Source organism: Amycolatopsis taiwanensis DSM 45107 (assembly GCF_000519205.1).
Taxonomy (GTDB): domain Bacteria; phylum Actinomycetota; class Actinomycetes; order Mycobacteriales; family Pseudonocardiaceae; genus Amycolatopsis_E; species Amycolatopsis_E taiwanensis.
This window is the reverse complement of sequence record NZ_JAFB01000050.1, coordinates 1-20300: the sequence shown is the minus strand read 5'-3', so window position 1 is coordinate 20300 and position 20300 is coordinate 1. Positions and strand designations below refer to the sequence as shown.

Sequence of the window (20300 nt, the reverse complement as noted above, 5' to 3'; positions counted from 1 at the left end):
CGGGGCCCAGGAGCACCATGCGTGCCGTTGTACTACGTCTCTGTACTACACTGGCTCCATGGCTCAGGTACCGGTGCGGCAGCTCAACCAGGACACCGCTGGCGTGCTCGCTCGCGTGAAACGCGGCGAGGAGGTTGAGATCACCGACCGCGGCGCAGTCGTTGCCCGCCTGATTCCTGCGCAACCGAGTCCGACGTCAGCGCTGATCGCGAGCGGCAAGCTGCGGCCGGCGACCCTGACCGGACCGATTCCTCACCCGAAAGGGCCGGTCCGGACCGATCACGAGGCCGGAGACCTACTCCGTCGGCTTCGGGACGACGAACGGTTCTAATGATCTACCTCGACACAGCAGCATTGGTGAAGCTCATCCGGCGTGAGCCCGAAAGCGACGCGCTGGCGGACTGGCTGAACACCCAACCAGACGCAATGTTCGTGTCGTCTGCGCTGGCCGAGGTCGAACTGCCCAGAGCACTGCTTCGCACGGAACCGGAGCTGCTCAGCCAGGTTCCGGCGCTGCTGGGACGAATCGCTCGATACGAGATCGACGAGTTGGTGCGAAGCACCGCCGCGAGCTACCGGATGCAGGAACTCCGCTCACTGGACGCCATTCACCTGGCGACTGCTCAGGCCGTCTTCGGTGGACAGCTGAGCTACTTCGTCACCTACGACAGGCGCTTGCAGACGTGTGCGGAGTCGGTTGGACTTCCGACTCGGAGTCCCGGCACGGGCAGTTAGCGCGCCGCCCTCCGCGCGTGACTGTCCGAATTGGACCAGTATGTGTGGCGGCTCTGCGCCTGTTAGAGCGCGGTCGTCTCTGAGCCGGCGTCGAAGGCCTGGGCGACGGCGAGGCTGTCCTCGTAGATGTGGTGCCGGGTGATCAGGCCGTCCTCGACCGTGAGGTGCAGGGCGAACCGCGACCGATAGGCACGTCCGGTGGACCGGGCGGTCTGACGGATCTCACCGAGAACAACCGCGTCGTCGCCGTCGACGAGGATCCGCTCGACGACCGTGCCCGCCGCCTCGGGAACATGGTGCTCGGCGATTTCCCGGAAGTGGGCGGCCGCGTCGGCCCGGGTGGAGCGGTGCCGGATCCACGGGGTCGCGGCGCGGCCGTGCTCGGCCTCCGGCCAGTCCAGCTTCCAGTCCGCCCCGTCGGCATACAACTCGGCGACGCGGTCGGGGTCTCCCTCAGCGATCCGGCGCAGTACTTCCTCCACTACCGCTCGGGTGGTCGTGGTCGTGGTCGTCGTCATGGTGAATTCCTCTGATCGTTGGTGACGCGGAAGCATCACCGATCTTGCCGAAGCCGGGCACCCAAGCCAATTACCTGAAAGGTAAGCGCCGTGGGCCAAGCGCGCGAAGCTTGCGGGACCAGATCGTCCTCATTGGACGATCTCGAACCTACGCCGGGACCTCACTGGTGCGCCTCGCCCTGGCCTCGGCGTGCACCGGGGTGAGGCTGACCGCCAGCACCGGGAAGACCGCGGCGACGCAGAAGGCGAGCGCGTACCCTGAACCGCCGATCACCAGACCGAGCAACGGCGGGGTCAGCGAGGCCGCGAGGTTCTGCGCGGTGTTCTGGGCGCCCATCGCCCGGCCGGCCCACGCCGATCCGGCCAGCTCGGCGGAAGCGGTGAAGCCGAGCCCGTTGTCCGCCACGGTGATCACCGCGGCGAGCACGAGCGCCAGCAGCACCAGCCACAGCCAGCTCACGTCGCCGAGCGCGACCAGCAGCAGCGCCGCCGCGCTGGCCACGGCCAGTTGCCGCATCGGCCGCAGCCGGCTGCCCACCCGGTCCGACCAGTAACCGGACGCGAGCCGGCCAGCGGCACCGAGCACCTGGGTCGCGGCGAGGAACCATCCCGCGGCCACCGGGCTCCAGTGATGCGACACCAGATACACCGGCGCGAACGCCGACACCGCGAACTGCGGCACCACCATCAGGGCACTGGCGCCGTGCAGCCGCCACAGCGTGGGATGGCGGTACGGGGAGGCCGGTTTCGCCGCGCCCGGCCGCTTCGGCGGGCGGGGTGGGTCGGCGGCCAGCCAGGCCACCAGCAGGGCGACCACGAGCGCGAAGCAGGCCGGGAAGAGCAGGGACGGGTAGAAGCCCCATTGCCGCGCCAGCGGTGGCAGCGCGAGCGCGGCGATACCCACGCCGAGGGGCTGGGCGGTCTGCCGGATGCCCATCGCGGTGCCTCGCTCGGCGGGTTCGAACCAACCCATCACCGCCCGGCCGCTGGCCGCGTTGACGCTCGCCGAACTCGCGCCGGCGAGCAGGAAGAGCACGAACTCGCCGGCACCCGACGGCGCGGCCAGTGCCGTCGCGAGCAGGAGCAGCCCGGAACCGCCCAGCCCGAGCGCCATGACCAGCCGCTCACCGTACCGGTCCGCGGCCGCACCCCAGGCGATCAGCGTGAGCAGCAATCCGATGCTCGGTGCGGCGACGATGGTGCCCGCCGCGGCCAGCGATCGGCTGTGCATCTCGGGGACGAGGAACGGCAGGCCATAGAGGAACACGCAACTCGCGGTCTGCGCGGACAGGCCGAGGGCGAGGATGCCCCAACGTCTCTTGCTCTCCGTTCTCGCACCCTCGCTCATCTACCATCCCATTATGTGAGAATCGACTCCTACATTATGGATGTTAGTTGTCACAGCTAACGAAGGCAACGGCGTAAGCGGCCAACCGAGCGCCACAGACGTCGGCAACGTTCAAACTCGCGGGGCGTGGCCGTCAGGCGAGCAAAGGCGCGTAGCCCGGTTTGATCACGTTGTTGATGAGGGCGAGGCGCAGATCGAAATCGAGGAAGGCGGACTTCATCGCGTTGATGGTGAACCACTGAAGATCCGCCCAGCCGTAGCCGAACGCGTCCGCGAGCGCGGCGAACTCGCTGGAGACCGTGCAGCCGCTCATCAACCGGTTGTCCGTGTTCACGGTGACCCGGAAGTGCAGCCTGGCCAGCAGGCCGATCGGATGGTCCGCAATGGAGGCCGCCGCCCCGGTCTGCACGTTCGACGACGGGCAGATCTCCAGCGGGATCCGGCGATCCCGGACGTAGCTGGCGAGAGGGCCCAGGTGCGCCGTTCCGTCCGGATCGGACTTGATGTCGTCCACAATGCGCACCCCGTGCCCGAGGCGTTCCGCGCCACAATGCTGGATCGCCTCCCAAATGGACGCGAGCCCGAAAGCCTCACCGGCATGAATTGTGAAATGCGCATTGTTCGTGCGCAGATATTCGAATGCGTCGAGATTCCGGGTCGGCGGGAATCCGGCCTCGGGTCCGGCGATATCGAATCCGACCACCCCGGTGTCCCGGTAACGGACCGCGATTTCGGCGATCTCCTGCGCCCGGGCGTGCTGACGCATTGCACACAGAAGAGTCCCCGTTCGGATGAATTTCCCCCGTTCGGCGGCCCGGCGCTCACCCTGCGCAAACCCCTCCTGGACGGCCTCCACGACCGCGTCGAGAGTCAGCCCCCGCTCGACGAACAACTCCGGGGCGTATCGGACTTCGGCGTAGACGACGCCGTCGTCGGCGAGATCCTCCGCGCACTCCGCGGCGACCCTGACCAGCGCGTCCTCGGTCTGCATGACCCCGCAGGTATGGGCGAAGGTCTCCAGGTAGGACACCAGGGACCCGGAATCCGCGGCCTCGCGGAACCACCGGCCGAGTTCGCCGACATCGGTGGTGGGCAGGCCACGGTAACCGGTCGTGTCGGCCAGTTCGGCCACGGTCTCCGGGCGCAGGCTGCCATCGAGATGGTCGTGCAGCAGCACCTTGGGTACGCGGCGAATGTGCTCCAAGGTCACGGGCGGTATAGCGGACATGGGTCAACCGTACTCGCGGCAGCACCCGGACGTGACCGGAACTCCGTGACCAATCCGCAACATACGCTAATGAGCCGGGCACCCACGGGCGGTCAAAGGGGGCACGGCTCCACCAGCAATTCCGCAATGGCTAAGCTTCGCACAATGTCTCTTTTTCCCCGCCGACGAAGGACACCGCAGTGACCAGTGACAACCACATCGGAGCCCCGTCCTTCGACCGGATGCGCAACATGCTGGTGCGCGCGGCCGAAGTCCGTGAGAGCGAGCAGCAGCAGATCTTCGACGCGCTCGACGACATCTATGCCCGCCTGGCGCCCGTGGATTCGCTGGGCGCGGTCCGCAAGCGGCTGTCCGAGCTGCCGGACCGGACCGAGGTCAGCGTCCTCGCCGAGCGTCTGGACGAGGCCATGTCCAAGCTCGAAGCGCAGGACAACGCGCTTGCCGACCTGGCTCGCGCGGTGGAGAGCGTGGTCGACAAGCTGGCCAAGCCCTTCGCGCAGCTGGATGGCCGGCTCGACGGCGTGGCGGCCCGGTTCGAGGGCGTCGCCGGGCGGATGGACGGGCTCGAGGACAAGCTGGAGAGCATCCACCGTCGGCTCGACGAGCTGAACGGGCACCTGGACAAGCAGGACGCGAAGCTCGACGCGCTGCCCGCGGCCGTGCACGGCCCGGTCAAGGAGCGCATCGAGCTGGCCGAGGCGTCGCTGCGTGACCGGGTCGAGAGCGGGGACGGCGACCTGAAGTCCCGGGTCGAGGCGCTCGAGACCACCACTCGCGAACGGATCGACTCGACCGCGCAGGCGCTGCGCACCGCCTTGGAAGAGACCGGCGAGATGATCGACTCGTCCCAGCGCCTGGAAGCGCTCTCCGCGCGCCTGGACCAGATCACCAGCGGTCTCGACCAGCTGTCCGAACGCATCGACAAGGTCGAAAACGGTGTCTCCACGCACTTCGGTGACCTCGGTGGCACGGTGAAGAGCGGGTTGGCCCGGGTCGAAGAGACGCTTTCCGCCCGTCCCGACGCCGACTCGGTGAGTTCGGTGGTGCGCCGGCACAACGAGGAGTCCGAGCGGCGGATCGGTGGCCAGTTGGACGAGGCGATGGCGACCTTCGCGGAGCTGATGCTCGGCGGCGGCCCCGCCGTCCCGCAGATCGCCGCGCCGGCTCCGGCACCGCGCCAGCCGCGTCGCGCCAGCCGCGGACGTACCACCAAGGGCGCCGAGACCAAGAAGGCCGAGTCCACCGAAGAGTCCACCGAGTCCTAGGCGCGAGTCCCCCACTCCCGTCGCGCGTGTCCCCCACTCCCGTCCTGCGAGTCCCACCTTCGGGTCGCGTGAGTCCCACATTCCCGTCGCGGTGAGTCCCACGTTTCGGTCTACCGGAGTGTGGGACTCGCGCTACGGGAGTGGGGGACACGCACGACGGGAACGTGGGACACGCGCTACCGGAACGTGGGACACGCGCTACCGGAACGTGGGACACGCGCTACGGGAGTGGGGGACTCGCGGTGGTCTGGGAGGAGCCGCGTAGCACGTCGAGGACGATGCCCTTGCCCGAAACGGTCCGGGCTGGAACGGTCTGCCCGCGCGGAACGGTCCGGGCCGAAGTGGCGGGGGCCTCGCTTTGCCCGGAGCGGTCTTCGGCGATCCCTTGTCCGGAGCGGTCTTTGGCGATCCCGTGTCCGGAGCGGTCTTGGGCGGTGCCTTGTCCGGAGCGGTTGTCGGCGATGCCTGGGTCCGAGCCGTTCTCGGCGATTGTGAAAGCGCTTTCCAGCACCGCGAGGGCGGCCGGGACCGCATCGGGTGTGTCCGTGTGGAGTTCCAGCAACGGCTGGCCGGACACGACGGCCTCCCCCGGCTTGGCGTGGCACAGGATGCCCGCCGCGTGCTGGACGGAGTCCTCGCGGCGGGTCCGGCCGGCGCCGAGCCGCCACGCGGCCACCCCGACCGCATAGGCGTCGAGCGCCGTCAGCACGCCGTCACGGTCGGCCGTCACGACGTGCACGTGCTTCGGCGAGGGCAGCGGCGCATCCGGGTCGCCGCCCTGGGCACGGATCATCCGGCACCAGGTTTCGTACGCCTGTCCCGAAGCCAGCACCGCAGCAGGATCCACTGTGGACAACCCGGCCAGCGCCAGCATCTCCCGCGCCAGCGCGCAGGTCAGCTCGACCACGTCCGGCGGCCCGCCGCCGCGCAGCACCTCGACCGCCTCGGCCACCTCCACCGCGTTGCCCACCGCGCGCCCCAGCGGGGTACTCATGTCGGTCAGCAGGGCGGTCGTGGCCACCCCGTGCGCGGTGCCGATCTCGACCAGCGTGCGCGCGAGTTCCCGGGCCTGCTCCTCGGTTTTCATGAACGCGCCGGACCCGCTCTTGACGTCCAGCACCAGTCCGGAAGCACCCTCCGCGATCTTCTTGCTCATGATCGAGCTCGCGATCAACGGGATCGACTCGACGGTTCCGGTCACGTCCCGCAGGGCGTACAGCTTGCGGTCCGCCGGTGCGAGGCCCTCGGTCGCCGCGCACACCACGGCGCCGACGTCGGTCAGCTGGCGCCGGATCTCACCCGCGGACAGCTCGGCCCGCCAGCCCGGAATGGACTCCAGCTTGTCCAGGGTTCCGCCGGTGTGCCCGAGCCCGCGACCGGACAGCTGCGGCACGGCGGCGCCGCAGGTCGCGACCAGCGGCGCCAGCGGCAGGGTGATCTTGTCGCCGACGCCACCGGTCGAGTGCTTGTCCACGGTCGGGCGCGGCACGTCGAGGGTGAGCCGGTCACCGGAGTCGATCATCGCGCCGGTCCAGGCCGCGATCTCCCCCGCGTCCATACCGTTCAGGAAGATCGCCATCGCCAGCGCGGACATCTGCTCCTCGGCCACCGCGCCGCGCGTGTAGGCGTCGATGACCCAGTCGATCTGCTCGCCGGTCAGTCGCGCACCGTCCCGCTTGGCCCGGATGACTTCGACCGCGGTGAACGTCATGGCAGGTCGTTCTTTCGCGGCTTTGCGCGCGACCGCGATCGTGTCGACAGGGCGCTCCTGACGAATTTGACTCACCTCGCTCTGGAATGGCGCCCCGCCGCCCCGACAGCGGGCCTGACGGCCGGGGCGCGCTCGGTGATCGGTTTGGGAGCCGCGACTTGACACAGTTTCACGGTAAGTCCTCCGGTCCGAACGCGTCCGGCAGCACCGACGACATCGGCTGCACGCCGGACGGGGTGTCCACCAGGCAGTCCGGGCCGCCGAGCTCGTAGAGCACCTGACGGCACCGGCCGCAGGGCATCAGCAGTTCACCGGCGCCCGACCGGCAGGCGAGGGCGACCAGCCGCCCGCCGCCGGACAGCCGCAGTTGCCCGGCCATCGTGCACTCGGCGCACAACCCGAGCCCGTAGGAGGCGTTCTCCACGTTGCAGCCCAGCACGATCCGGCCGTCGTCGACCAACCCCGCGACGCCGACCTTCAACCCGGAATACGGCGCGTAGGCGCTGTCCGCGGCGTCGACCGCCCACGAGCGCAGCCCCGCCCAGTCCACTTCGGCAGCCATCGAAGAATCCACCGAAGAGTCCGAATTGGACACCGTCAACCCCCTTCACCACGCCGGTAGCCCACGCCGTCGGCGCGCGGCATTCGCAATCGCTGGGACGCCGTGGCGAGCACGATCAAAGTCACGAAGTGCGCGGTGTACGGCGTCAGGTCGCTCGGCAGATCTTCGTTGGCCCAATAGATCCAGTACAGCACCCCGGCGCCCGCCACGCCCAGCGCGGCGGCCAGCCACTTCCGCCGGATCAGCTGCACCACCACGAGCACCACGAGCAGCAGCACCATGCCGTACATCAGCGCCAGCACCGCTTTGCCGCCGCCGGAGAGCTGCAGGCCGTCCGCGTACCCGAACAGCGCCGCGCCGCCCACCAGCCCGCCGGGACGCCAGTTCCCAAAGATCATCGCGGCCAGGCCGATGTAGCCCCGGTTGTTCGTCTGGCCCTCCAGGTAGCCGGCGCCGCCCGAGAGCAGGACCAGCGAGGCGCCACCCATCCCGGCCAGCCCGCCGGAGATCAGGACCGCCAGGTACTTGTACCGGTACACGGAGACGCCGAGCGATTCGGCCGCCACCGGGTTCTCCCCGCACGACCGCAGCCGCAGGCCGAACCGGGTCCGCCACAACACCAGGTAGCTCACCGGCACCAGCACGATCGCGATCATCGTCAGCGGCGAGACTCCGGTGATCAGGCCGTTGATCAGGCCGGCCGCGTCCGAGATGCCGACCCGCTGCTGCTTTTCCAAGCCGCTGAGCCAGTCCGACAGGAAGCTCGCCGAGTAGGTGTCGAAGGTCGGCACCGGCGGCGACTGCCGGGGGTTGCCCGACAGCGGCTGGAAAATGAGCGTCGAAAGGTACTTCGCGACGCCGAGCCCCAGCAGGTTGATCGCGACACCGGAGACGATGTGGTTGACGTTGAACGTGACCGTGGCCACCGCGTGCAGCAGCCCGCCCAGCGCACCGCACAGGATCGCCGCGCCCAGCCCAACCCACACGCCGCCGTAGTACGCGCCGAAGGCCGCGCCCCAGGTACCGAGGATCATCATGCCCTCGAGCCCGATGTTCACCACCCCGGACCGCTCGGACCACAGGCCGCCCAGCCCGGCCAGCAGGATCGGCAGCGCCAGGCGCACCGCGATCTGCGACATGTTCGTGGACGTCAACGTGTTGACACCGGTCAGGTAGGACGCGGTCGACAGCACGGCGATCACGCCGACCGCCCACAGGACGCCACGCGCCCAGCCCGGCAGGCGCCGTTTCCGCGGCGCCGACGGCATGGTGACCGGCGCGGGCGAAAGCGTGCCCGCCGGCGAGTTGTTGGGGCCCAGTGCCATCAGACCGCACCCCCTTCCTGAACACTCGCTGGCCGCCCGGTCAGCGCGCGGCCCACCCGGCGTTGCATCGCGGCCAGGTCGGCGCGCCGGACGACCTCGTAGGCCACGACGACGGACAACACGATCGCGCCCTGCATGATCGTGGCGATCTCCTTGGGCACGTTCACCTGCTCCAGCGAGACCGCCGACCGGTCCAGGAACGCCCACAGCAGCGCGCCCAGCGCGATCCCGCCCGGATGGTTACGGCCCAGCAGCGCGACGGCGATACCGGTGAAGCCGTAGCCCTGTGTCGAGGTGATCGCGTAGCTGAAGTCACGGCCGAGAAGTTCGGGCATGGCGATCAGGCCGGCCACGCCGCCGGACAGCAGCATCGCGATGAGCGTCATCCGCTTCGCGTTCACGCCGCCCGCGGCCGCCGCCGTCGCGGACTCACCGCTGGCCTTCAGTTCGAACCCGAACCGGGTGCGGTTGAGCATGAACCAGTAGGCGACGCCGACCAGCAGGGCGATGAAGGCGAAACCGAACAGCGTGGCCCCGCCGATGGGGACACCCGGCACCCGGCCCGAGGGGTCGATCTGCTGGGTACGCAGGTTGTTGCCGGTGAGCACGCCGAACTGGGCCGGGTTGATCAAAAACGCCACGATCCCGGCCACGATCGCGTTGAGCATGATCGTCGAGATCACCTCGCTGACCCCGCGCTGCACCTTGAGCACGGCGGGCAGCGCCGCGTAGAGCGCGCCGGCGAACACCGCGACCAAAATGATCACCAGCGTGTGGAGCACCGGCGGCAGGTGCAGCGCGCCACCGACGATGGCCGCCACGATCGCGGCGAACCGGTACTGGCCCTCGACCCCGATGTTGAACAGGTTCATCTGGAAGCCGATGGCCACCGCGAGGCCGGACAGGTAGTAGACCGTCGCCAGGTTCACCGTGTCGATCGCGGTGGTGCCCTTGCCCAGCTCGCCGACCATCGTGCCGTAGGCCCGCAGCGGGTCCGCGCCCGAGATCACCAACGCGATCGAGCAGATCAGCAGCGAGAACACGATCGCCAGCAGCGGCGGAAGAACCTTGGTACGCCAGGAAGTCATGCCGTCTCCTGTGTCTTGCGGGACGCCCGGTTCACGAGTGGTCCCGTTCGTGCGGGACGCTGGTTCATGAGTGACTCGTTCGTACCGTTTTTCGTCCGTAACGGGTCACTCATGACATGAAGCGGGTTCACGCGGGCTCCTCCGACCGGTAGCCTCCCAGGCCCGTCATCGCCGAGCCCAGTTCCTGCGGCGTCACGGTGGCCGGATCCGCCTGGCGCACCAGGCGCCCGCGCAGCATCACCTGGATCGTGTCGGACAGGCCGATCAGCTCGTCGAGGTCGGCCGAGATCAGCAGCACCGCCAGCCCGTCGGCCCGGGCGGCGCGGATCTGCTCCCAGATCAGCGCCTGCGCGCCGACGTCCACACCACGGGTCGGATGCGAGGCGATCAGCAGCACCGGGTCGCCGGAAAGCTCCCGGCCCACCACGAGTTTCTGCTGGTTCCCGCCGGACAGCGCGGCCGCGGGCACGTCGATGCCGGGCGTGCGCACGTCGTAGTCGCGCACGATTCGCTCGGTGTCCCGGCGGGCCCCGGCGATGTCCAGCAACTGTCCTTTCGAGACCGGCTTGCGCGATTGGTAGCCGAGAATCCGGTTGACCCACAACGGTTGCGTCAGCAACAGCCCGTGCCGCGTGCGGTCCTCGGCGATGTAGCCGACGCCCGCTTCGCGGCGTTCCAGCGTGCCCAGCCGCGTCAGGTCGCGGGCGTGGCCGTCAGCGTCGGCCAACTCGATCGTGCCCGAGGTGGCCCGCCGGATGCCCATGATCGTCTCGACCAGTTCCGTCTGCCCGTTGCCCTCGACCCCGGCGATGCCGAGCACCTCACCCGCGTGCACGGTGAACGAGACATGATCCAGCAACGCGCGGGTGGAGCCTTCCGCATCGAGCCGAAGGTCCACGACCCGGAGCACCTCACGGCTGGTCACGGTGGACTCGCCGGTCTGCGGGCTGGGCAGTTCGGCGCCGACCATCATCTCGGCGAGTTCATGGGACGAGATCCGCTTCGGGTCGGCCGTACCGACGGTGGTGCCGCGCCGGATCACGGTGACGCTGTCCGCGATCGCACGCACTTCATCGAGCTTGTGGGAAATGAAGATGAAGGTGAAACCGTCGGCCGTCATCGACCGCACGGTCTCGAACAGCGCGTCGACCTCCTGCGGCACCAGCACCGCGGTCGGCTCGTCCAGGATGATGATCCGCGCGCCGCGGTAGAGCACCTTGACGATCTCCACCCGCTGCCGGTCGGCCACGCCCAGCGTTTCCACCAGTGCGTCCAACGGCGCGGTGAGGCTGACCGACGCGGCGATCTCGGCCACCTGCGCCCGCGCCCGGCGGCCGATGCCCCGCAGCCGCTCCGCGCCGAGCACCACGTTCTCCAGCACGGTCAGGTTGTCGGCGAGCATGAAGTGCTGGTGCACCATGCCGATCCCGTGCCGGATCGCGTCCTGCGGGTTGCGCAGCCGGGCCGGCTTGCCGTTGATCGAGATCGTGCCCTCGTCGGGCTGCTGCATCCCGTACAGGATCTTCATCAGGGTCGACTTGCCGGCCCCGTTCTCGCCGCACACCGCGTGCACCTCACCCGCGTGGACGGTGAGGTTGACGTCGGAGTTGGCGACCACGCCGGGAAATCGCTTGGTGATCCCGGACAGCTCGACTACCGGTTCTGCGCTGTTCATAGGCGTGAAATGCTCCCGGAGATTGCCGACGGTGCACGAGACGAGACCACTATTCACAACGCGAGACGGTCACCTCCGGTAACCCACCACGACGCCGCACGTGGGCGGGGAGGCAGGCCGCCGTCGTCGACCGGAAGCCGACAACGGATGTCACGGCCTGGCTACCCGCACACGTTCTCTGAATAGGCTGATCGCCCTCCCGAGCCCCGGGGCCGCCGTTTGCCGCGACCTACTTCGCGGTGGGGGTGGTGGCGACGGTGATCTTGCCGTCGATGATCTCCTGCTGGTAGCCCTCCAGCACCGGCTTGATGTCGTCGATCTTGCCGCCGGAGGTGGCGAAGCCGACGCCGTCGACCTTGAGGTCGAACCGCTTCGGCAGCGAATCCAGCGTGTTCGTCGCCAGGGCCATGATGTAGTCGTACACCGCGACGTCGACCCGCTTGAGCATGGACGTGATGATCACGTCCTTCGAGGCCGCCACCGTCTGCTGGTTGTACTGGTCGGAGTCCACGCCGATGGCGAGCGCGTTGCCGGACTTGGCCGCCTCGAACACGCCCTTACCGGAAGCGCCGGCCGCGTGGTAGATGACGTCCGCACCCTTGCTGATCTCGCCGTTGGCGACCACGTTGCCCTTGGCCGGGTCCTGGAAGCCGGAGAAGTCGCCGGCCGGGGTCAGGTACTCGTCCTCGATGACGATCTTGTTCGATGCCGCCTTGGCGCCCTGGTCGAAACCGGCCTGGAACTTCTGGATCAGCGGGGTGTTCACGCCACCGACGAAGCCGACGTGGCAGTTCTTGCTCTTGTAGGCCGCGGCGACGCCGACCAGGAACGACCCCTGTTCCTCGGAGAACACCAGCGACGTCACGTTCGGCAGGGTGATCGAGTCGTCGTCGACGATCGCGAACTTGGTGTTCGGGAACTTCGCCGCGACCGCCTTCACCGCGTCCGCGTAGGCGAACCCGACCGCGATCACCGGGTTGTAACCGTTGGTCGCCTGCTGGGTGAGCCGCTGCTCCTTGGCGGCCTCGTCCTCGCTGGGACCGGCGGTGCTTTCGTTCACGTCCTTGACGCCGAAGTCCGTCTTGGCCTTGTCGACGCCGGCCGCTGCCGCGTCGTTGAACGACGCGTCGCCGCGACCGCCGATGTCGTAGGAGAGGCCGATCCGCATCGCGCTGGCGTCGGGCTTCTCCCCGGTCGCGCTCGTCGAAGGCCCGAAGGCGCCCACCGGCGGTGCGGTCGAGGTGACACAGGATCCGGCAGCCCCGGCATTGTTGTTGTTGCCGCCGTTGCCGGAGTCCTTGGCACACCCGGCAAGCGCGAGCACGCCGGCCATCGCGGTGGCCATCAGCGTCGTCGTTCTGCGCACGCTGTATCTCCCTCCCCGCTGTTGTACCAGCGGACCCGAGAACGGCCCGGTCCACTTCGCCGGGCTCGACTGGCGAACCGTACCGGCCAGTCAATTGGCGGCCATAACCGCGGCACGCGCCGTAACCTAAATGTTTGCTGGCGATTCGGGAGCGCGAATAAACGACTACCCAACGTGACCATGATGAGAGCGAGTGACGCGGACCACGCGCTCAGTGTCTGGTCGATCACACAGACCAACCCGGAAGTGAGTGGCAATCTGCGTGCGGGTTTAGCATCCGGGGTATCCAAGCTCGTTGATTCCACGAGTCCAACCATGACGTTGGAGGCCGTACAACCGATGTCGACCACGGCTAGCACCGCCAGTGCGGCGGCGGCGAGCGATCGGGCGAGTGGCGCGCGCCGCAAAGGCACCTTCTACCGGGGCGACCCCGGCATGTGGTCCTGGGTCCTGCACCGCATCACCGGCGTGCTCACGTTCTTCTTCCTGTTCGTTCACGTCCTCGACACCGCGCTCGTCCGGGTCTCGCCGGAGGCCTACGACCAGGTGATCGCGACCTACAAGAACCCGATCGTCAACCTCATGGAGGTCGGCCTGGTCGGCGCGGTGCTCTTCCACGCGCTCAACGGCATCCGCGTGATGCTCGTCGACTTCTGGTCGAAGGGTCCGAAATACCAGCGGCCGATGCTGTGGTCGATCGTGGGAATCTGGGTCGTGGTGATGGTGCCGGGTGCCTACTTCATGCTCGAGCGCACGGTTTCCACGCTTTTCGGAGGCGGGCACTGATGGACAACGAATCCCTCGTCCTCGACAAGCCGCGCTCGCCGCGACGGCCCGCGGCCCGGCGGAGCAACTTCGAGCTCTACAGCTGGCTGTTCATGCGGATCTCCGGCCTCGCGCTGGTCATCCTGGTGCTCGGCCACCTGTTCATCATGAACATCCTCGACGGCGGCGTGCACCGGCTGAACTTCGGGTTCATCGCGGGCCGCTGGTCTTCGCCGTTCTGGCAGTTCTGGGATCTGGCCATGCTGTGGCTCGCCCAGATCCACGGCGGCAACGGGCTGCGCACGATCATCGACGACTACGCACGCAAGGACACCACCCGGTTCTGGCTGAAGATCCTGCTGTGCGTGGCAATGGTGGTCATCCTGTTCGTCGGCACGCTGGTGATCTTCACCTTCGACCCGAACATTCCCAGCAGCTAACCCGGCAACCCAACGGAACGCGATTCAAAACGTGAGGATGAGCACTTGTGGTGACGCCGAGCAAGGTGCACGTGGGCGGGGAGGCAGGCCGCCCGCACGGCCAACCGGCGGTCAACACAACAAGCCACGACCTGGCTGCCCGCCCACGTTTTGAATAAGAAGGAATCGGATATGCAGTTCCACAAGTACGACGTGGTGATCGTGGGCGCCGGCGGCGCGGGGATGCGCGCCGCCATCGAGGCGGGCCAGCGGGCCCGCACCGCGGTCCTCACCAAGCTCTACCCGACCCGGTCGCACACCGGCGCCGCGCAGGGCGGCATGTGCGCGGCGCTGGCGAACGTCGAAGAGGACAACTGGGAATGGCACACCTTCGACACGATCAAGGGCGGTGACTACCTGACCGACCAGGACGCGGCCGAGATCATGGCGAAGGAAGCCATCGATGCGGTGCTCGACCTGGAGAAGATGGGTCTGCCGTTCAACCGGACGCCGGAAGGCAAGATCGACCAGCGGCGCTTCGGCGGCCACACGCGCGATCACGGCAAGGCCGCGGTGCGCCGCGCCTGCTACGCCGCGGACCGCACCGGCCACATGATCCTGCAGACGCTGTACCAGAACTGCGTCAAGCACGGCATCGAGTTCTTCAACGAGTTCTACGTCCTGGACATCGCGCTGACCGAGACCGAGGACGGCCCGGTCGCCTCCGGTGCGATCGCATACGAGCTCGCGACCGGTGAAATTCATGTCTTCCAGGCGAAGTCGATCGTGTTCGCCACCGGTGGTTTCGGCAAGGTTTTCAAGACCACGTCGAACGCGCACACGCTGACCGGCGACGGGATGGGCATCTACTTCCGCAAGGGCCTGCCGCTGGAGGACATCGAGTTCTACCAGTTCCACCCGACCGGCCTGGCCGGGCTGGGCATCCTGCTCACCGAGGGTGCCCGTGGCGAGGGCGCGATCCTGCGCAATGCCGACGGCGAACGGTTCATGGAGCGCTACGCCCCGACGATCAAGGACCTCGCGCCGCGGGATATCGTGGCCCGCTCAATGGTGCTCGAAGTGCTGGAAGGCCGTGGCGCCGGCCCGCACAAGGACTACGTGTTGCTGGACTGCACACACCTCGGGGCCGAGGTGCTGGAGACGAAGCTGCCCGACATCACCGAGTTCGCCCGCACCTACCTGGGAGTGGACCCGGTGACCGAGCCGGTGCCGGTGTACCCGACCGCGCACTACGCGATGGGCGGCATCCCCACGAACGTGCACGGGGAAGCCTTGCAGGACAACGAAAAGGTCGTGCCCGGACTGTACGCCGCCGGTGAGTGCGCGTGCGTCTCGGTGCATGGGGCGAACCGGCTCGGCACCAACTCGCTGCTGGACATCAACGTGTTCGGGCGCCGGGCCGGTATCGCCGCCGCCGAGTACGCGCAGGGCCGGGAACACGTCGACCTGCCGGAGAATCCGGCGACGCTGGTCGAGGGCATGGTCACCCACCTCCGCACCGCGCAGGGTGGCGAGCGGGTCGCAGACATCCGCACCGAGCTGCAGCAGACCATGGACACCAATGCCGCCGTGTACCGCACCGAGGACACGCTCAAGACGGCGCTGCACGACGTGCAGCGGCTGAAGGAGCGCTACGGCCGGATTTCGGTGCAGGACAAGGGGAAGCGGTATAACACCGACCTGCTCGAAGCGGTCGAGCTCGGCTTCCTGCTCGACCTCGCCGAGGCGCTGGTCAACGCCGCGCTGGCACGCAAGGAATCCCGCGGCGGGCACGCCCGCGAGGACTACCCGAACCGGGACGACGTCAACTTCATGCGGCACTCGATGTCGTACAAGATGATGCCGGAGAAGGAAGACGCGGACGCGCCGCTGGGCCTGACCGGCTTCCTCGCCGACCTCCGGTTGGACTACAAGCCGGTGACCTTCACCCGGTACGAGCCGATGGAACGGAAGTACTGATGACCGCGGTTGTAGAAAGCTCCGCCCACGACACGTCGCAGATTCCGGCGCCGGAGGGCTCGGTCACCGTCACGGTGAAGATCCTGCGGTTCAACCCGGAGGTCGACGCCGAGCCGCACTGGGAGTCCTACGACGTCCCGGCGCTGCCCACGGACCGGGTGCTCAACCTCCTGTTCAACATCAAGAACTATGTGGACGGCACGCTGTCGTTCCGGCGGTCCTGCGCACACGGCGTCTGCGGCTCGGATGCCATGCAGATCAACGGGATCAACCGGCTGGCGTGCAAGGTGCTGGTCAAGGACCTGCTCGCCAAGGAGGGTAAGCCGACGGTGGTCACCGTCGCGCCGATCAAGGGCCTGCCGACGATGAAGGATCTCTATGTCGACATGGAGCCCTTCTTCGAGGCGTACCGCGCGGTGAAGCCGTACCTGATCGCCTACGGCAACGAGCCGACCCGCGAGCGCATCCAGTCCCAGGCCGACCGGGAACGCTTCGACGACACGACGAAGTGCATCCTGTGCGCAGCATGCACTTCGTCGTGCCCCGTCTACTGGAACGACGGCTCGTACTTCGGGCCGGCCGCGATCGTGAACGCGCACCGGTTCATCTTCGACTCGCGTGACGAGGGTTCCGAGGAGCGGCTGGACATCCTCAACGACGCCGAGGGTGTGTGGCGCTGCCGCACCACGTTCAACTGCACCGACGCCTGCCCGCGTGGCATCCAGGTCACCAAGGCCATCCAGGAGGTCAAGCGGGCGCTGCTGTTCCGGCGCTGACCACGTAGGACGGTCGGCACGCTCGATCAGCCGGCAGCGTACTTACTCCGCTCCGCTTGCAGATAGGCGGAGTATCCGCGGTCCGCGGCTGTCGCGCCGACACTGATGTGCAGGATCGCGTCAGCCGCGTCGAGCGTCGCTTCCTCGAGCGGGAAGTAACCCTGCTCTGGGGTCGCATCCGTGCGTGTGCCGGCGGAAGCGACCGTTGGGACCGCTGTCAGGCCCCAGTCGGTCGTGACGCGGCCCTGCAGAACGCCTTCATAGGTATCCGGCTTGGGCTCTTCAAGCCGGATCGCTTCGCTGCGGCCCAAGCTGCCAGCGACGAAGCTGTACTGCTCGCCCAGCAGCGACCCTACGATGGCGCCGGCACCGAACCAAGTGAGGTCCAGCTCCCACATGCGCAAGTTGCTCGGGCTTCGCCGCTGCAGGTGAGTGTTGTGCGCGAAGACCAGCGTTGGGCCCCGTCGCGCCTCGATGTCCCGGATATCGAGAAGGTTCTGGGCCATGAGCGCATCCCGGGTGGCCGACAAAAGGGATATCCGCGCATTCTTCGGTTCGACGTGCTGTGCGCACTGCTTGTGGTAGCGCAGCAGGCCAAGACCGGCGGTGAGGTGCGTCTTGGCCCTGAACCACTCAGCGCGTGAGGTCGTCGCGATCAATCCCGGTGCACGCGAATAGAGCGAGGTGAGCATGTCGTCGGCGATCGATCGCAGTTTCTCGGCCTCGGCCGTCGCACCGACCGAACTGGCCGGGTCCATGACCGCCTCTGTGCGGCTCCACCGGTCGTCATCGCCGATAAGGCTTGCCAGATCGAGGTCGAGCGCCAGGTAGTCGCGGGCGTATTCGAGGTAGCGCCGTGGACTGGGCGCGCTCATTGTTTCCAAGGAGGCGTCGAAGCCGTGGAAAGCCAATCGCTGCGCTGCGGGGCGGCTCTCGTTGTATTCGCGCATCCAGGCAATCAGCTGCCGGTTGGCGTCAACGTTTCCAAAGCCGTGCGAGAAGCCTTCGTTCATCGCGGCGTCCAGGGTGCCTACTCCATTTTGGACGAAGTCGTTCACGATGAGCGCGGCCACGCGGTCGGTCTCGAGGGCGATCGAGGAGAAGCCGCGGTCGACCAACTGAACGAACAACTCGTTCCGGACGCGCGCGAAGGACGGTTCCAGATGCGTCGGCTCACCGATCCCCAAGAGGTCACCTGAGGTAGTTACGAAGTCCCGAATGTCCTGACTCATGAGTCTCAAGCGTATCGTTGAAAGATCGGTTGAAACTTCTCCTCGCTCTGACCGCCCAGTCATGCGGTAAAGTTTCAAACCGATGTTGCGACCGACCGACCTCGCGCGCGAGCACGGCATCTCGACCCAGGCGGTCCGCAACTACGAGCGCGACGGGTTCATCCCACCCGCCCAGCGCTCACCCAGCGGCTATCGGATCTACACCGAGGTGCATGCGGCAGCGCTGCGCGCCTACCTCTCGCTCATCCCCGCGTACGGGCACTCCGCCGCGGGCCAGATCATGAACGCGCTCGGCAATCACGAACTCGACAGGGCACTGGTGATCATCGACCGAGGCCACCATCAGTTGCTCCGTGACCGAGAAACGCTCGATGCGGTAAGAAAAGCGGTAGATCACCTGACCGCGGAGTCTGACGCCGCTGACGGTCGATCAGCAGACCACAGAACCATTGGGGAACTCGCACAACGGCTCCGCGTCACCCCGGCGACCTTGCGCAACTGGGAAAGCGTCGGCATCCTCGTCCCCGCACGAGACCCGGCCACCGGCTACCGCGTCTTCCACGCAAACGACGTCCGCGACGCCGAACTCGCGCATCTCCTAAGACGCGGAGGCTACCCGTTGGACCGCATAACCACCGTGGTCCAGCAGATCCGGACCGCCGGTGGCACCGACACGCTGTCCAGCGCCCTGGAGGACTGGCAACGAAAGCTGACCGCGCGCGGCCTTGCCATGCTCAGCGCGGCCACTCGTCTCGACCGCTATCTGAGTTTGCTCAGATAGCGGCTGACTTCCGTCTGAGGTCGAATCTATCGGTCAGCTCCTACGACTGGAAATATTTTTCAGTCGATTCAGTGAAGGCATCTCATGCCGCACTCGATGCGAGTTCGTGCACCTGAGCGATAGAATAAAGGAGTATCTTTGACTTCGGGTGAAGGATTCCCCTCGTGATGTATGACCTCTTTTCGTTGTGCGGCGACGATATCTCTCGCATGTCCGACCACGCCGCGGTCGAGACCATGACCGTGGCCCGGGAAGCGATCTGCCGCGCCCAAGCCATCCAGGTACACGCCATTTCCCGGCTCTCTCGGATTCGGGGCCATACGAGGTGGGTGGCCGAGGAAGTCGCACTCGAACTCTGTGCCGGCAAACAGGCCGCTGCCGGTCTGGTTGATGTGGCGGAGACGTTGACCACCCGGCTACCAAGGTTGCTGGCCACGATGGAGCACGGCGAGATCGACCTACGCACGGCAACCAAGGTCTGCGAGGTGACGGCAGCCCTGTCGGACGAGCAGGCCCGCGCGGTGGACGAGCGGATCGCCGGGCGACTGGCAGGCAAAGACTCCGAGAAGGTACGGCGAATGGTGCGCGACGCCGTGTGCGCCATCGACCCTGACGGATACGCCAAGCGGGCGAAGAAACGCCGCAAAGACCGCCGACTCGAACTGATCCACGCCGACGAAGGGATGGCCTCACTCTGGGCCTACCTCCCCGCCGAAATCGCCTCGGCGATCTACGCGCGAGTGGACGGCATCGCCCGCAAACTCAAAACCAAGGACGAAGACCGCACATTGGACCAACTGCGCGTGGATGTCCTGGCCGACCTGGCACTGGGCAAGCACGAGGGCCTGCCCGGAGTGCTCGCACAGGTGTACGTGCACGTGCCGATCGACGCGGCACTGGGCATCACCAACACCGGATGCGAACTCGAAGGACACGGACGGATTCCAGCTGAGATCGCCCGGGAAATCATGGCCGATCCGAACAGCGTGTGGCGGAAAGTCACCTGCGACCCGGTCTCCGGCGCGGTCCTCGACGTTGGCCGCACCCGCTACCGGCCCCCCGCCGCCCTCGACGAATTCGTCCGCGTCCGCGACCGCACATGCCGAGCACCCGGCTGCCGCCGACCCGCACAACGTTCCGACATCGACCACCACCACGACTACCAGCGCGGCAAAAACGGCCACACCTCCAAAACCAACCTCAACTGCCTCTGCCGGCGACACCACCGACTCAAAGTGCGCCATGAGGCGCTTGTTTACCGAATGGAGGTGAAAGACCTTCGTCGCCTGGCTGTCGCAGCGGTTGGGTGAAGCTGAGGGCAGCCTGAATCCTGTTGGGAGTGTTGGGATTTGGGTGGCAAGCGGCCCTGACAAAGTCGGAGCGTACCAGTACTGCCAGATGGTGCGGGTCCGGTGAGCGAGACGAGAAGGTACACACAAGAAACCAGCGATTGACGCCCCGTTATGTGGAGCCGGCTCGAAATCTGGTGGATTGGGGCCGGTATTGCGGTGCATAACACGAAGTTT

19 protein-coding genes are annotated in these 20300 nt (G+C 67.3%); 9 read left to right on the top strand and 10 right to left on the bottom strand.

Annotated features, from left to right (window positions below; genetic code table 11):
- The first annotated feature begins 58 nt into the window (after positions 1-58).
- Together A3CU_RS0131785 and A3CU_RS0131780 are read left to right on the top strand one after the other, a co-directional pair.
- Complete coding sequence (locus A3CU_RS0131785) at positions 59-331, top strand: type II toxin-antitoxin system Phd/YefM family antitoxin (RefSeq protein WP_043843269.1); 273 nt, start codon at positions 59-61, stop codon at positions 329-331.
- Positions 331-735 carry a type II toxin-antitoxin system VapC family toxin gene (locus tag A3CU_RS0131780; RefSeq protein ID WP_027945652.1) on the top strand — a complete coding sequence of 135 codons (405 nt, stop codon included), beginning with the start codon at positions 331-333 and terminating at the stop codon, positions 733-735. The genes A3CU_RS0131785 and A3CU_RS0131780 overlap by 1 nt, the downstream gene beginning before the upstream one ends.
- A gap of 62 nt (positions 736-797) precedes the next feature.
- On the opposite strand, the gene A3CU_RS0131775 is transcribed toward A3CU_RS0131780, so the two are convergent.
- From A3CU_RS0131775 to A3CU_RS0131765, 3 genes are all read right to left on the bottom strand, one after another.
- Positions 798-1253: a nuclear transport factor 2 family protein gene (locus tag A3CU_RS0131775; protein ID WP_027945651.1), complete on the bottom strand. Its 456-nt coding sequence runs from the start codon at positions 1251-1253 to the stop codon at positions 798-800.
- Positions 1254-1401: 148 nt separating this feature from the next.
- The gene (locus A3CU_RS0131770; protein WP_027945650.1) at positions 1402-2601 is read right to left on the bottom strand and encodes an MFS transporter; all 1200 of its coding nucleotides are present in this window, start codon (positions 2599-2601) and stop codon (positions 1402-1404) included.
- A 133-nt stretch (positions 2602-2734) separates the two neighbouring features.
- A complete protein-coding gene (locus tag A3CU_RS0131765; protein WP_027945649.1) occupies positions 2735-3829 on the bottom strand; it encodes an adenosine deaminase in 1095 nt (364 codons plus the stop codon).
- 179 nt (positions 3830-4008) lie between these two features.
- Here A3CU_RS0131765 and A3CU_RS0131760 point away from each other — a divergent pair, with 179 nt between their 5' ends.
- Entirely contained in the window at positions 4009-5094 is a 1086-nt protein-coding gene (locus tag A3CU_RS0131760) for a hypothetical protein (protein WP_027945648.1), read from the top strand.
- Positions 5095-5314: 220 nt separating this feature from the next.
- Here the strand turns inward: A3CU_RS0131760 and A3CU_RS47730 are convergent, their stop codons facing one another.
- From A3CU_RS47730 to A3CU_RS0131730, 6 genes are all read right to left on the bottom strand, one after another.
- Positions 5315-6805: a thymidine phosphorylase gene (locus A3CU_RS47730; protein ID WP_084144043.1), complete on the bottom strand. Its 1491-nt coding sequence runs from the start codon at positions 6803-6805 to the stop codon at positions 5315-5317.
- Positions 6806-6974: 169 nt separating this feature from the next.
- Entirely contained in the window at positions 6975-7367 is a 393-nt protein-coding gene (locus A3CU_RS0131750; protein WP_043843267.1) for a cytidine deaminase, read from the bottom strand.
- A gap of 35 nt (positions 7368-7402) precedes the next feature.
- Complete coding sequence (locus tag A3CU_RS0131745) at positions 7403-8635, bottom strand: ABC transporter permease (protein WP_052372518.1); 1233 nt, start codon at positions 8633-8635, stop codon at positions 7403-7405.
- A 56-nt stretch (positions 8636-8691) separates the two neighbouring features.
- On the bottom strand, positions 8692-9780 hold the full coding sequence (locus A3CU_RS0131740; RefSeq protein WP_027945645.1) for an ABC transporter permease: 1089 nt from the start codon (positions 9778-9780) through the stop codon (positions 8692-8694).
- Between the two features lie 127 nt (positions 9781-9907).
- Complete coding sequence (locus A3CU_RS0131735) at positions 9908-11455, bottom strand: ABC transporter ATP-binding protein (protein WP_027945644.1); 1548 nt, start codon at positions 11453-11455, stop codon at positions 9908-9910.
- 229 nt (positions 11456-11684) lie between these two features.
- Positions 11685-12788, bottom strand: coding sequence for a BMP family lipoprotein (locus tag A3CU_RS0131730; protein WP_027945643.1), 1104 nt, complete (start codon positions 12786-12788; stop codon positions 11685-11687).
- A 372-nt stretch (positions 12789-13160) separates the two neighbouring features.
- On the opposite strand from A3CU_RS0131730, the gene sdhC reads away from it, so the two are divergent.
- The 4 genes from sdhC (at position 13161) to A3CU_RS0131710 (ending at position 16761) form a co-directional block, all read left to right on the top strand.
- Positions 13161-13607, top strand: a complete 447-nt coding sequence (sdhC, locus tag A3CU_RS0131725) for a succinate dehydrogenase, cytochrome b556 subunit (RefSeq protein WP_027945642.1) — start codon at positions 13161-13163, stop codon at positions 13605-13607.
- On the top strand, positions 13607-14026 hold the full coding sequence (locus A3CU_RS0131720) for a succinate dehydrogenase hydrophobic membrane anchor subunit (RefSeq protein WP_027945641.1): 420 nt from the start codon (positions 13607-13609) through the stop codon (positions 14024-14026). Before sdhC ends, A3CU_RS0131720 begins: the two co-directional genes overlap by 1 nt.
- 171 nt (positions 14027-14197) lie before the next feature.
- Positions 14198-15985 (top strand): succinate dehydrogenase flavoprotein subunit, encoded by a 1788-nt coding sequence (gene sdhA / locus A3CU_RS0131715; RefSeq protein WP_027945640.1) that lies wholly within the window; start codon positions 14198-14200, stop codon positions 15983-15985.
- Positions 15985-16761: a succinate dehydrogenase iron-sulfur subunit gene (locus A3CU_RS0131710; protein WP_027945639.1), complete on the top strand. Its 777-nt coding sequence runs from the start codon at positions 15985-15987 to the stop codon at positions 16759-16761. Before sdhA ends, A3CU_RS0131710 begins: the two co-directional genes overlap by 1 nt.
- Positions 16762-16787: 26 nt before the next feature.
- Here A3CU_RS0131710 and A3CU_RS47725 read toward each other — a convergent pair whose 3' ends face one another.
- Positions 16788-17993 (bottom strand): erythromycin esterase family protein, encoded by a 1206-nt coding sequence (locus A3CU_RS47725; protein WP_052372512.1) that lies wholly within the window; start codon positions 17991-17993, stop codon positions 16788-16790.
- An 82-nt stretch (positions 17994-18075) separates the two neighbouring features.
- Between A3CU_RS47725 and A3CU_RS0131700 the strand changes: the two genes are divergently transcribed.
- Entirely contained in the window at positions 18076-18774 is a 699-nt protein-coding gene (locus A3CU_RS0131700) for a TioE family transcriptional regulator (protein ID WP_043843262.1), read from the top strand.
- A gap of 167 nt (positions 18775-18941) precedes the next feature.
- Positions 18942-20084, top strand: coding sequence for an HNH endonuclease signature motif containing protein (locus A3CU_RS50215; RefSeq protein WP_052372511.1), 1143 nt, complete (start codon positions 18942-18944; stop codon positions 20082-20084).
- Positions 20085-20300 lie beyond the last annotated feature (216 nt).